Here is an 11,928-nt window from a genome sequence, read left to right as displayed (position 1 = left end):
GATGTTCTCCAACCCCTCGAGGCGGAGGACCTCCTCCACCAGGTCCGCGGGCAGCGTGAGGTCCGGTCGCCAGGTCGGCGGGGTGACCGCGAGCAGCACCTCGTCGTCCCCGGTGACCGTGCACCCGACCTGCTCCAGGCGGTGGCGCGCGGTGCCGGTCGGGTAGTCCACGCCGGCGACGCGGGAGGGCCTGCCCTCATCGAACGCGATGGTCGGCATGACGGGGGCGGAACCGATGTCGGTGAGCGAGGCCTCGACCGTGCCGCCGGTGATCCCGGCGAGCAGCGTCGCCGCCCGGTCCAGTGCGGCGATCGTGGCCGCGGCGTCGACACCACGCTCGTACCGCTTGCCCGCCTCACTGGGGAGCTTGTGACGGCGGATCGTCCGGAACACCGCGAGGGTGTCCCACACGGCGGCCTCGAGGAGGACGTCCGTGGTCTGCCCGGACACCTCCGTGCTCGCGCCGCCCATGACACCCGCCAGTGAGATCGGCCCGCGGTCGTCGCAGATGACCACGTCCTCGGGGTCCAGCGTCCGCTCGACGTCGTCGAGGGTCGTGAGCACCTCCCCGGACCGCGCCCGGCGGACGACGAGACCGCCCTCGAGCGTCGCGGCATCGAACGCGTGCATCGGGTGCCCGAGCTCGAGCATGACGTAGTTGGTCACGTCGACCGCCGGCGAGATCGGGCGCACGCCCGACAGCAGCAGCCGCCTGGCCATCCACCACGGTGTCCGCGCGGTGGGGTCCACTCCGGTGACCCGGCGCAGGGCGAACCGGCGGGCGCCGGACTCCTCCGTCACCTCGAGCGGCCAGGTCTCGCCCTCGGACCCGAGGCCCTGTTCGACGGCGGGATCGGCGAAGTCCAGGCCGAATCCACACGCGAGTTCGCGGGCCAGGCCGCGCGCCGACAGGCAGTACCCGCGGTCCGGGGTGACGTTGAGCTCGATGACGGTGTCGGGTCCCGCCGCCCCGGCGTCGAGGACCGGCCCGGCCGGGTCGCCGGGCTCCGCAGTGCCCTCGGCCAGGACGATGATGCCGCTGTGGTCGGATCCGATCCCCAGCTCGGACGCCGAGCAGATCATGCCCTCACTGGGCTTGCCGTACGTCTTCCGCCTGCCGATCTCGAACCCACCGGGAAGGACGGTTCCGGGCAGCGCGACGACCACCAGGTCGCCCGCCTCGAAGTTCCGCGCCCCGCAGACGATCTGCTGCGGTTCGCCGGCACCCACGTCGACCAGGCAGAAGCGGATGGGTTTCTTGAACCCCTCGAGCTCCTCGATACTGCTGACCCGACCGATCGTGAGCGGTCCCGAGATCTCGGGCAACTGCTCCGGCTCGCCCTCGACCTCGAGGCCGACGCGCACGAACCCCGCGTCGAGCTCGGCCGGGGTCACCGACCAACCGTCGTTGGCCCGCTGCAGGATCTCGGTCAGCCAGGACTGCGCAATTCGCACTGTGGGGGTCCTTGTTCTTCTCGGGTGGAAGGGGCGGTGGGTCAGGCGCGGATGCCGAAGGGCAGCGAGAACCGCACGTCCCCCTCGACCATGTCCCGCATGTCGGACAGTCCGTTGCGGAACTGCAGGGTGCGCTCGAGGCCCATGCCGAACGCGAACCCCGAGTAGACCTCCGGGTCGATGCCGCAGGCGGTCAGCACGTTGGGGTGGACCATCCCGCACCCGCCCCACTCGACCCAGCCCGCGCCCCCCTTCTTCCGCGGGAACCACACGTCGACCTCGGCAGAGGGCTCCGTGAAGGGGAAGTAGTTGGGCCGCATCCGGGTACAGGTCTCCGGTCCGAAGAGCGCGCGGGCGAAGGCGTCGAGCGCACCGCGCAGGTGCGCCATGGTCAGCCCCTTGTCGATCGCCAACCCCTCCACCTGGTGGAACACCGGGGTGTGGGTGGCGTCGAGCTCGTCCGTGCGGAACGTCCGACCGGGGCAGGCCACGTAGATCGGCGGCTCCCGATCGAGCATCGTCCGGATCTGCACGGGCGAGGTGTGGGTGCGCAGCACCTGGCGGCTGCCCTCGGGAGCGATGTGGAAGGTGTCCTGCAGGGTGCGCGCGGGGTGGTCCGGGAGGAAGTTCAGGGCGTCGAAGTTGTAGTGCTCCGCCTCGACCTCCGGGCCCTCGGTGATCTCCCACCCCATCGCCACGAACACGTCCGCGACCTGCTCGGTGATGATCGTGATGGGGTGCTGGGCGCCCACCGGAGCCCGACCCGACGGCACGGTCAGGTCCAGGGTCTCGGCCACGAGGACGGCGGCGTCACGCTCCGCCTGCAGCTCGGCGAGGCGGGCGTCATAGGCCTGCTGGACCCTGCCCCGCGCCACGTTGACGGCCTTTCCGGCGGAGGCCTTCTGCTCCTTGGGCAGCGACCCGAGGGTCCGGCGTCCCAGCGCGATCGGGCTGCGGTCGCCCAGGTGGGCGGTCTTGGCTGCGGCCAGGGCGTCCAGGTCCGTGGCGGCGGCGAACGCCGCCTCGGCCTCCGCCGCGTACCCGGCCAGCGACTCCTCGTCGATCCGCACCTCGACAGCGCTCGTGTCTTCGCTCACCTGTGCTCTCGTCCTCCCCGTCACGGCGATCTCCGGCGACCGCCGGCGGCATCCCGCAACAGACTAGTCGATCGGGATCGGACCCCCCGGCCCACCTGCGCGTACCCCTCGCCGCGAGGGGTCACCCGCTAACGCACCTCGTGAACGGCCCCGGAGTCCACCACGAGCTCGCGGGTCCCCCGGAAACCCTGGCGCATCCGCCGGTCGTGGGTCACCAGCAGGACCGTGCCGTCGAAGGCCTCCACGGCCTGCTCGAGCTGCTCGATCGCGGGTAGGTCCAGGTGGTTGGTGGGCTCGTCCAGCACGAGCAGGTTGACGCCGCGCTGCTGGAGCAGGGCCAGCGCCGCCCTGGTCCGCTCCCCCGGGGACAGGGACGCGCACGACCGGGCGACGTGCTCGCCGCCCAGTCCGAACTTGGCCAGCACCGTCCGACCCTCGGTGGGGTCCAGACCCGCCGGGTCCGCGGCCACGCAGAACGTGTCCAGCAGGGGCCCCGGGCCACCGAACTCCGCGCGGGCCTGGTCGACGCGACCCGCCGCGACGCCGGCTCCCGTGCTCACCCGCCCGGTGTCCGGGAGCCGATCTCCCGCGAGCAGGCCCAGCAGCGTGGATTTGCCGGACCCGTTGGCGCCGGAGATCAGCACCCGGTCCCCCGAGTCGATCTGCAGGGTCACCGGACCGAGCGCGAAGTCACCGCGGCGGACGACGGCGTCGGACAACACCGCCACGACCGACCCCGACCGGGGCGCGGTCGCGATCTCCATCTGCAGCTGCCACTCCTTGCGCGGTTCGGCCACCACGTCGAGCCGCTCCATCGCACGCTCGGTCTGGGAGATCTTGGCGGCCTGCTTCTCCGACCGCTGGCCGGCCCGGTTGCGGATGTGCTTGTCCTTCTCGGCATCCTTGCCGCCCGACTTGCGCATGGTGTTGCGGACGCCCTTGTCGAGCCACGTCTTCTGGGTCTGCATGCGGTCCTTGAGCTGACCGACCCGGCCCGCATACTCCTCGTATGCCTCGCGCGCCCGCTGCCGCGCCAGCGCGCGCTCGGCGAGATACGACTCGTATCCTCCGTCGAACACCGTGATCTGCCGCTGGGCCGAGTCGAGCTCGACGATCCCGGTCACACACCTGGCCAGGAACTCACGGTCGTGACTGACCACCACCATCGGACGCCGCTCGGTCCGCATGAAGTCCTCCAACACCGCGAGCCCCGCCAGGTCGAGGTCGTTGGTCGGCTCGTCCAACAGCAGGATCTCGTACTGGCTGAGCAGCACGGCGGCGAGGGTGACACGGGCGGCCTGGCCGCCCGAGAGCGCCGACATCGGCAGACCCAGAACGGCGACGTCCAATCCGAGCCGGGCGGCGGTCACCGGGATCCGCTCGTCCAGGTCTCCACCGCCGAGGGCCAACCATCGCTCGAGGGCGTCGCCGTAGGCGTCGGCGGCCGAGTCCGAGTCCGCCATCTGCAGCGCGAGTGCGTCCATGTGCGCCTGCGCGTCGGCGACCCCGGTGGCGCGGTGCAGGAAGTCGCGCACCTCCTCGTCGTCGTGGCGCTCCACCTCCTGACGGAGGAACCCCACCGTCGCGTGCGGTGGGCTGACGGTGACCGTCCCCGACATCTCGGCGTCGGGCGCGCCGGCGAGGGCGTGGAGCAGAGTCGATTTGCCGGCGCCGTTGGGTCCGGTGAGCCCCCAGACGTCACCCTCGGCGACGACGAGGTCGAGACCGGCGAACAGGGTCCGCGCACCTCGTGAGGCTCCCAGGCCGCGGGCGGTGAGGGTGGCGGTCACGAGGCGGCGGCCTGCAGGCGCGCGCTGGTGTGGAGGCAGATCGAGGCAGCGGTGACGATGTTCAGGCTCTCGGCCCGCCCGCGGAGGGGGATGCGCACGCGGACGTCGGCAGCGTCGGCCAGCGCGTCGGGGACGCCGTGCGCCTCGTTTCCGAAGACCCACGCGGTCGGCCGGGACAGCACGTCGTCGGCGTGTTCGATGTCCACCTCACCGTCGCCGGTGGCCACCGCGACCTGGAGGCCCAGCCGGTGGGCGCGGTCGACCAGGTCCGTCTCGGCGATCCCGCGCACCACGGGGAGATGGAAGAGGCTGCCGGCGGAGGCGCGGACCGCCTTGGTGTTCTCCGGATCCACCGCGCCCCCGGTGAGCCACACGGCGTCGGCGCCGAGTGCGTCCGAGACGCGGATGAGGGTGCCGACGTTCCCCGGTTCGGCCAGCGCCTGGCCCACCGCGACGAGGCGCACAGACCCCTCGTCCGGGTCCCCGGGGTCGCGGACGACCGACCGGCACAGCGCGACGATGCCCGTGGGCGAGACGGTGTCCGACAGCGCCCTGATCGCACGGTCGGTCACCACGGAGACGGTGACCCCGGATGCCGATGCGGTGGTCACGAGGGTGGCGAACCGGTCGAGCGAGTCCGGGCCGCAGAACACCTCGATCGCCGCCCCGGTCGTCAGGGCCGACTCGACCGAGTTGGCCCCCTCCGCGAGGAAGCGCCCGGCCTTGCGCCGGGCGGCCGCGCGGTGGAGCTTGGATGCGGAAACGACCCGCGGTGTCCGTTCGGTGAACGGATCCGCGGGTCGTCCGGTGCCCTCCCCGGGCAGGGTGCTGTGCGTCACATTCGCAGACGTCAGGCAGCCGGCGCGTTGACGTCGGCCGGCAGGGCCTTGCGCGCGACCTCGATGAGCGCCGTGAAGGCGGCCGGGTCGGTGACGGCCAGGTCGGCGAGCACCTTGCGGTCCACCTCGACGCCCGCGAGCTTGAGGCCCTGGACGAAGCGGTTGTAGGTCATGTCGTTGGCGCGGGCCGCCGCGTTGATGCGGGTGATCCACAGCTTCCGGAAGTCGCCCTTGCGCGCGCGACGGTCACGGTAGCTGTAGGTCATCGAGTGGAGCATCTGCTCCTTGGCCTTGCGGTACAGCCGCGAACGCTGCCCGCGGTAGCCCTTGGTGGACTCGAGTACGGTCCTACGCTTCTTCTGGGCGTTGACTGCCCTCTTCACGCGTGCCACTGGTCAATCCTCACTGATCTGGGTGGTCACCTCACGGCGACCGGAAGTACTACGTATGGGAGAGGGCTCAGAGCCCGAGGAGCCGCTTGATGCGGGGGACGTCGGCCGGGGCGACGTCCGTGCGACCGTCGAGACGACGGGTGCGCTTGGTGGGCTTCTTCTCCATGATGTGGCGGCGGTTGGCCTGCTGGCGCACGAGCTTGCCCGTCCCGGTCTTCCGGAAACGCTTGGCGGTGCCCTTGTGGGTCTTCATCTTCGGCATGATCGGTCTTCCTCACATGGTTCGTCCCGGAGACCGGCGGGGTCTCGGGTGAGCGGACGACGTGCGTCCGGTGGTCGGTGTGGTGCCGGAGTCCTACTCCGAGGCGGGGTCGGTGACCTTCGACTCCTGCGCCTTGACCCGGGTCTTGGCGCCCTTGTGGGGGGCGACGACCATGGTCATGTTACGGCCGTCCTGCTTGGCACTGGTCTCGACGTATCCGTACTCGGTGATGTCGTCCGCCAGGCGCTGGAGCAGCCGGTACCCGAGCTCGGGGCGGGACTGCTCGCGACCGCGGAACATGATCGTCACCTTGACCTTGGAGCCCTTCTCGAGGAAACGGACGACGTTCCCCTTCTTGGTCTCGTAGTCATGGGTGTCGATCTTGGGCCGGAGCTTCTGCTCCTTGACCACGGTCTGCTGCTGGTTCTTCCGCGACTCGCGCTCTTTCTGCGCCGCCTCGTACTTGAACTTTCCGTAGTCCATGATCTTGCAGACCGGCGGGCGCGCGGTGGGCGCGACCTCGACGAGGTCCAGATCGGCCTCCAGGGCCAGACGAAGTGCGTCCTCGACGCGAACGATCCCCACCTGCTCGCCCCCGGGGCCGACGAGTCGGACTTCGGGGACACGGATTCGTTCGTTGATACGTGCTTCGGCGCTGATGGGCCCTCCTCGGTAGATGGTGCTCTGTCCGCGACCGCTCGCGCGGTCGCGCATCCGCCCTCGAGGTACCCACGGCACCACCGGACACACCGGCGATACCGAGAAGGCCCCACGGCACGGATACCGGGGGGCCTCTCACTCCTCACCCGTCGACGAGACGTCTCCGCGATACGCTCGCAGACCCCTCGTCGGGGGTGGTGACCATCAAACAACCCAGGGCGTCGGATGGTGGGAGATCGGGCTCCTCTTGGACGTCGGAACCCACCACGAAGCGGATTCCCACAGTCGGAGCAGAACTCTACCAGGATTCCCGGGGACCCCCAAACCGGTCCGACCGCCCGGAGTCGCCCGGCCCGTGGGACAGTGTTCGGCATGAACACCGACCACCCCGCGTCCACAGATCCCGCCGCCGACGCGACCGCAGAGAGTTCTCTCGAGGACCATCTCGACGCCCGCGAGGTCGAGATCGTCGAACTCGCCGACGTCCCCGCCCAGGAGATCATCTTCCGCTCGATCGTCGTGCTGATGAGCGCCGCGGCGGAGAAGCTGGGGCTGTCCGACGACGACCCGACCGCGAGCCCGCATCTCGACCTCGACGAATCGCGCAAGCTGATCACCTCGCTCGCCGGACTCGTGACCGGGTCCGCCGAGTACCTCGGGCCGCAGGCCAGCGTGGTGCGGGATGGTCTCCAGGGGTTGCAGCGCGCGTTCCGCGAGGCCAGCGCGTTCCCCGACGAGCCCGGCGAGGGTCCTGGCGAGAAGTTCACCGGCCCCGTCTACTGACCCCCGACTGCCCGACGCCGGGGTACGCGACGCCACGGTCGCACCCTCCGGCGTCGGGTCAGCGCAGGGCCCGTGCCTTGCGTGCCGCCTTGGCCGCGGTCTTGTCCGACGCCGTCTTCCTCGCGGGCGCCTTCTTCGCGGGCGCCTTCGTGGCCGCGGCCTTGCTCGCCGCCGCCTTCTTGGCGGGCGCACCATCGACCGACACCGGGACGGTCCGGGATCCCTCCGGGCCCTCCTGCGTGACCGGGAGGACCTGCGCGAGGAAGCGACCGGTGTGACTCTCCGGCACCGCCGCGACCTGTTCGGGGGTGCCCTCGGCCACGACGACGCCACCGCCGGCGCCACCCTCGGGCCCCATGTCGATCACCCAGTCGGCGCTCTTGATCACGTCGAGGTTGTGTTCGATCACGATGACGGTGTTGCCCTTGTCGACCAGCCCCTGGATCACCAGGAGGAGCTTGGTGATGTCCTCGAAGTGCAGACCCGTGGTGGGCTCGTCGAGGATGTAGACGGTCCGTCCACTCGACCGCTTCTGCAGCTCGGCCGCGAGTTTGACCCGCTGCGCCTCACCGCCGGACAGCGTGGGTGCCGACTGGCCCAGACGCACGTACCCCAGGCCGACCTGCGAGAGGGTCTTGAGGTACCGGTGGATCGAGGTGATCGGCTCGAAGAACTCGCACGCCTCCTCGATGGGCATGTCGAGCACCTCGGCGATGGTCTTGCCCTTGTAGTGCACCTCGAGGGTCTCGCGGTTGTACCGGGCGCCGTGACACACCTCGCACGGGACGTAGACGTCCGGCAGGAAGTTCATCTCGATCTTGAGCGTGCCGTCCCCCTGACACGCCTCGCAACGGCCGCCCTTGACGTTGAACGAGAACCGCCCCTGCTTGTAGCCCCGGACCTTGGCCTCGGTGGTCGCCGCGAACAACGTCCGGATCTTGTCGAACACCCCGGTGTACGTGGCCGGGTTGGACCGCGGGGTGCGACCGATCGGTGACTGGTCCACCTGGACCAGCTTGTCGAACGACTCCACCCCGTCGATGCGGGAGTGCCGTCCGGGAACCTGGCGCGCCCGGTTGAGCTGGTTGGCCAGCGAGGTGGCGAGGATGTCGTTGACGAGCGTGGACTTGCCCGAGCCGGACACGCCGGTGACGGCACACAGCACACCGCCCGGGAACACCACGTCGACGTTCTTGAGATTGTTCTCGCGTGCCCCGCGCACGTGGAGGACCTTCTCCGGGTTCAGTCCACGCCGCGTGTCGGGCACCGCGATCGACCGCCGCCCCGCCAGGTAGTCACCCGTGAGCGACTCCTCGCTGGCCAGCAGCCCCTCGTAGTCCCCGGAGTGCACCACCCGTCCGCCGTGTTCGCCGGCCAGGGGTCCGATGTCCACGATCCAGTCCGCCGCGCGGATGGTGTCCTCGTCGTGCTCCACCACGAGCAGCGTGTTCCCCAGGTCCCTCAGCCGGACGAGAGTGTCGATCAGGCGACGGTTGTCCCGCTGGTGCAGACCGATGGACGGCTCGTCGAGCACGTAGAGCACGCCGGCGAGACCGGACCCGATCTGGGTGGCCAACCGGATGCGCTGGGCCTCCCCGCCGGACAGGCTGCCCGCCACCCGGTCCAGGGACAGGTAGTCCAGTCCCACGTCGAGGAGGAAACCCATGCGGGCCTGGATCTCCTTGAGGACCCGGCCGGCGATCATCGCCTGGCGGGAGTCCAGTTCGAGGCCGTCCAGGAACTCGGCGCAGTCCGCGACCGACATCCGGGAGATGTCGGCGATCGACCGGTCACGCCCGCCGGGGCCGGTCATCGTGACGGCGAGGATCTCCGGCTTGAGACGGGTCCCCTCACAGGCGGGGCACGGCACCTCCCGCATGTACCCCTGGTAGCGCTCCTTCTGCGACTCCGACTCCGTCTGCTCCAGTCGGCGTTTGAGGAACGACATGACGCCCTCGAACTTGGCGTCGTAGGTCCGGACCCGGCCGTAGCGGTTCTTGTACCGCACCCGGACCTTCGTCGACGCCCCTCCGAGCACCGCCTTGCGCACCTTGGCGGGCAGGTCCTGCCAGGGGGTGCGCAGGTCGAAGCCCAGGTCGTCGGCCAGTCCCGAGAGCAACTGCTGGAAGTAGTCGGCGCTCTGGCCCCCCGACCACGGGGCGATCGCGCCGTCCGCCAACGACCGCTCGGGATCGGGTATCACCAGGTCGGGGTCCACCTCGAGGTGCGAGCCGAGCCCGTCGCAGACCGGGCAGGCGCCATAGGGGGAGTTGAAGGAGAACGCGCGGGGTTCCAGGTCGTCGAGCCCGATCGGGTGGCCGTTGGGGCAGGCCATGTGCTCGGAGAACCGGCGCCGCCGGCCGGGGTCGGCCTCGTCGAGGTCAACGTAGTCGATGACGATCACCCCGTCCGCCAGTCCCAGCGCGGTCTCGACGGAATCGGTGAGCCGCTGGCGGGAGGACGGTTTGGCGGCGAGGCGGTCCACGACCACCTCGATGTCGTGCTTCTCCTGCTTCTTGAGCGTCGGCGGCTCCGCGAGGGTGTGGAGTTCTCCGTCCACCCGCACGCGGTTGTACCCGTCGGCCGCGAGTTGGGCGAAGAGGTCGACGAACTCGCCCTTGCGGGTGCGCACGACCGGCGCCAGCACCTGGAACCTGGCGCCCTCCTCCCCCTCGAGGATCTGGTCGACGATCTGCTGAGGGGTCTGACGCGAGATCACCTCCCCGCACGTCGGACAGTGCGGAACACCCGCCCGCGCGTAGAGCAGACGCAGGTAGTCGTAGACCTCAGTGATGGTGCCCACCGTCGACCGGGGGTTCCGGTTGGTGGACTTCTGGTCGATCGACACCGCCGGGGAGAGTCCCTCGATGAAGTCGACGTCCGGCTTGTCCATCTGACCGAGGAACATGCGCGCGTAGGAGGAGAGGGATTCGACGTACCGACGCTGCCCCTCGGCGAAGATGGTGTCGAAGGCCAACGAGGACTTGCCGGAGCCCGACAAACCCGTGAAGACGATCAGGGAGTCGCGCGGGACGTCGATGTCCACGCCCTTGAGGTTGTGTTCCCGTGCGCCGCGGACGACCAGACGGTCCACCATGGGTACTCCTTCCGAGGGGGATGTCGCCACGGACCCGTGGCGGTGGCCGTGCGCGCCGCATGGCCGCCGTCCCGCAGACGAAGGTACCAACGAACCCCGACACGCTTACCACCACGAACCGCCGTCGCCGCCAGTAGCCTGCAATTATGTCGAATCCCACCGAGTCCGTCCCCGAGCACATCACCCTCACCGAGGGCTACTCCGGCCGCCTGGGTGGCCGCCTGACCGGTGAGCGCTGGACCGTCGGCCCGGCCCGGTTGTCCAAGATCTCCGTCGGGGAGATGGACAACAACGTCTACGTGATCGAGTCCGTCTCGACGGGCGCGGCACTCCTCGTCGACGCCGCGAACGACGCCCCCCAGCTCATCGCGCACCTGCAGGCGCACGCCCCCGGGGTGAGAGAGGTGGTCACGACCCACCTGCACGCCGACCACTGGATCGGCCTGTCGGAGACCGTCGAGGCCCTCGGCCTCACCACCATCGCCTCACCCGGTGACGCCGGGGACATCCACGTACCGACCGACCGCCACGTCTCCCACGGTGACGAGCTCGTCGTGGGGGACCTGCGCCTCGGGGTGATCGGCCTGCGGGGTCACACCCCGGACGGCATCGGGCTCCTCCTCCGCACCGAGGAGGGGACCCACCTGTTCCCCGGGGACTCCCTCTTCCCCGGCGGACCGGGCAAGACGGGCACCCGGGAGCAGTTCGACACCCTCATGGACGACCTCGAGTCCCGGGTCTTCGCCGTGCTCGAGGACGACGTGGTGGTCCACCCCGGGCACGGGGACGACACCACGCTCGGGGCCGAGCGTCCGAACCTCGGCACGTGGCGAGAGCGCGGCTGGTGACGCCCGACGGCACCGACCGACCGGCCGATCAGAATCGTTATCCGGCCCCCGTCACAGCTGATCGTCCCAGCGCATCACGCAGGTCCGTAGGGTCCGTGGCGGGGGACGATCCTCCGACCGGAGGCGCCGGGCCGGGGTTTTCACTAGGTTCGACCACGCATCCCAATTCCCAGGAGGAACGATGATCCGACGACTCGCACGACCCATGCTCGCCACGGTGTTCGTCATCGACGGCGTGGAGACGCTACGCAATCCGCAGGCCCATGTGGCCAAGGCGGCCCCGCTCGTGGACAAGGCCGCACCCCTGGTGGAGAAGGGCGAGCAGGCCGTCAACGAGCACGTGACGACCTCCGTGCCGCCGGTCACCAAGGACACCGAGACCCTGGTCAAGGCTCTCGCGGGAGTCAAGGTCGGTGCCGGTGTGCTGTTCGCGCTCGGCAAGGCCCCCCGCCTGTCGGCCCTCGCCCTCACGGCGTCGCACCTGCCCACGACCGTCACCCGCAACGACTTCTGGGCGGAGTCCGACCCCGCCGCCAAGAGCCGCAAGACCACCGGTCTGGCGACCGACGTCGCCCTGCTCGGTGCGCTCCTGCTCGCATCGGTCGACACCGCCGGCCAGCCGGGCCTGACGTGGCGTGCCCGCAAGGCCGGGGACAAGGTCTCGGCCAAGCTGCCCGGGGCCAAGGCCGAGTCCGTGGCCGCCGG

Annotated in this window: 11 protein-coding genes; 3 read left to right on the top strand and 8 right to left on the bottom strand. The window is 70.2% G+C overall.

Annotated elements, in window-relative coordinates; all coding sequences use genetic code 11:
- The 7 genes from pheT to infC form a co-directional block, all read right to left on the bottom strand.
- Positions 1-1,455 (bottom strand): phenylalanine--tRNA ligase subunit beta (gene pheT, locus G6021_RS04585; RefSeq protein WP_182640754.1); only part of this gene is annotated, 1,455 nt, incomplete at its 3' end.
- A 41-nt stretch (positions 1,456-1,496) separates the two neighbouring features.
- Positions 1,497-2,552 carry a phenylalanine--tRNA ligase subunit alpha gene (gene pheS, locus G6021_RS04580; protein ID WP_182640753.1) on the bottom strand — a complete coding sequence of 352 codons (1,056 nt, stop codon included), beginning with the start codon at positions 2,550-2,552 and terminating at the stop codon, positions 1,497-1,499.
- Between the two features lie 128 nt (positions 2,553-2,680).
- Positions 2,681-4,342 carry an ABC-F family ATP-binding cassette domain-containing protein gene (locus G6021_RS04575; protein WP_182640752.1) on the bottom strand — a complete coding sequence of 554 codons (1,662 nt, stop codon included), beginning with the start codon at positions 4,340-4,342 and terminating at the stop codon, positions 2,681-2,683.
- Positions 4,339-5,181, bottom strand: a complete 843-nt coding sequence (locus G6021_RS04570) for an RNA methyltransferase (protein ID WP_179525167.1) — start codon at positions 5,179-5,181, stop codon at positions 4,339-4,341. Before G6021_RS04570 ends, G6021_RS04575 begins: the two co-directional genes overlap by 4 nt.
- An 11-nt stretch (positions 5,182-5,192) precedes the next feature.
- Positions 5,193-5,573: a 50S ribosomal protein L20 gene (gene rplT / locus G6021_RS04565; protein WP_095717216.1), complete on the bottom strand. Its 381-nt coding sequence runs from the start codon at positions 5,571-5,573 to the stop codon at positions 5,193-5,195.
- Between the two features lie 67 nt (positions 5,574-5,640).
- On the bottom strand, positions 5,641-5,835 hold the full coding sequence (rpmI, locus tag G6021_RS04560; protein ID WP_007630819.1) for a 50S ribosomal protein L35: 195 nt from the start codon (positions 5,833-5,835) through the stop codon (positions 5,641-5,643).
- A 93-nt stretch (positions 5,836-5,928) separates the two neighbouring features.
- On the bottom strand, positions 5,929-6,549 hold the full coding sequence (gene infC / locus G6021_RS04555) for a translation initiation factor IF-3 (protein ID WP_095717217.1): 621 nt from the start codon (positions 6,547-6,549) through the stop codon (positions 5,929-5,931).
- 318 nt (positions 6,550-6,867) lie between these two features.
- On the opposite strand from infC, the gene G6021_RS04550 reads away from it, so the two are divergent.
- Positions 6,868-7,278 carry a DUF1844 domain-containing protein gene (locus G6021_RS04550; RefSeq protein WP_095717218.1) on the top strand — a complete coding sequence of 137 codons (411 nt, stop codon included), beginning with the start codon at positions 6,868-6,870 and terminating at the stop codon, positions 7,276-7,278.
- 58 nt (positions 7,279-7,336) lie between these two features.
- Here the strand turns inward: G6021_RS04550 and uvrA are convergent, their stop codons facing one another.
- Positions 7,337-10,375 carry an excinuclease ABC subunit UvrA gene (uvrA, locus tag G6021_RS04545; protein ID WP_182609834.1) on the bottom strand — a complete coding sequence of 1,013 codons (3,039 nt, stop codon included), beginning with the start codon at positions 10,373-10,375 and terminating at the stop codon, positions 7,337-7,339.
- A 146-nt stretch (positions 10,376-10,521) separates the two neighbouring features.
- Here uvrA and G6021_RS04540 point away from each other — a divergent pair, with 146 nt between their 5' ends.
- Both G6021_RS04540 and G6021_RS04535 read left to right on the top strand, forming a co-directional pair.
- On the top strand, positions 10,522-11,223 hold the full coding sequence (locus G6021_RS04540; protein WP_095717220.1) for an MBL fold metallo-hydrolase: 702 nt from the start codon (positions 10,522-10,524) through the stop codon (positions 11,221-11,223).
- Positions 11,224-11,404: 181 nt separating this feature from the next.
- Positions 11,405-11,928: DoxX family membrane protein (locus tag G6021_RS04535; protein WP_182640751.1), on the top strand; the 524-nt coding region annotated here is incomplete at its 3' end.

Origin of the sequence: Dietzia sp. CW19 (assembly GCF_014145265.1) — a bacterium.
In the GTDB taxonomy this organism is placed as follows: domain Bacteria; phylum Actinomycetota; class Actinomycetes; order Mycobacteriales; family Mycobacteriaceae; genus Dietzia; species Dietzia natronolimnaea.
Note: the sequence above shows the minus strand (reverse complement) of the source record. Positions and strands in the feature narration are given on the sequence as shown.

Coding starts and splice junctions, on each gene's coding strand:
- infC (WP_095717217.1), bottom strand. CDS start 6,549: ATGCGCGACCGCGCGAGCGGTCGCGGACAGAGCACCATCTACCGAGGA.
- G6021_RS04540 (WP_095717220.1), top strand. CDS start 10,522: ATGTCGAATCCCACCGAGTCCGTCCCCGAGCACATCACCCTCACCGAG.
- uvrA (WP_182609834.1), bottom strand. CDS start 10,375: ATGGTGGACCGTCTGGTCGTCCGCGGCGCACGGGAACACAACCTCAAG.
- rpmI (WP_007630819.1), bottom strand. CDS start 5,835: ATGCCGAAGATGAAGACCCACAAGGGCACCGCCAAGCGTTTCCGGAAG.
- G6021_RS04550 (WP_095717218.1), top strand. CDS start 6,868: ATGAACACCGACCACCCCGCGTCCACAGATCCCGCCGCCGACGCGACC.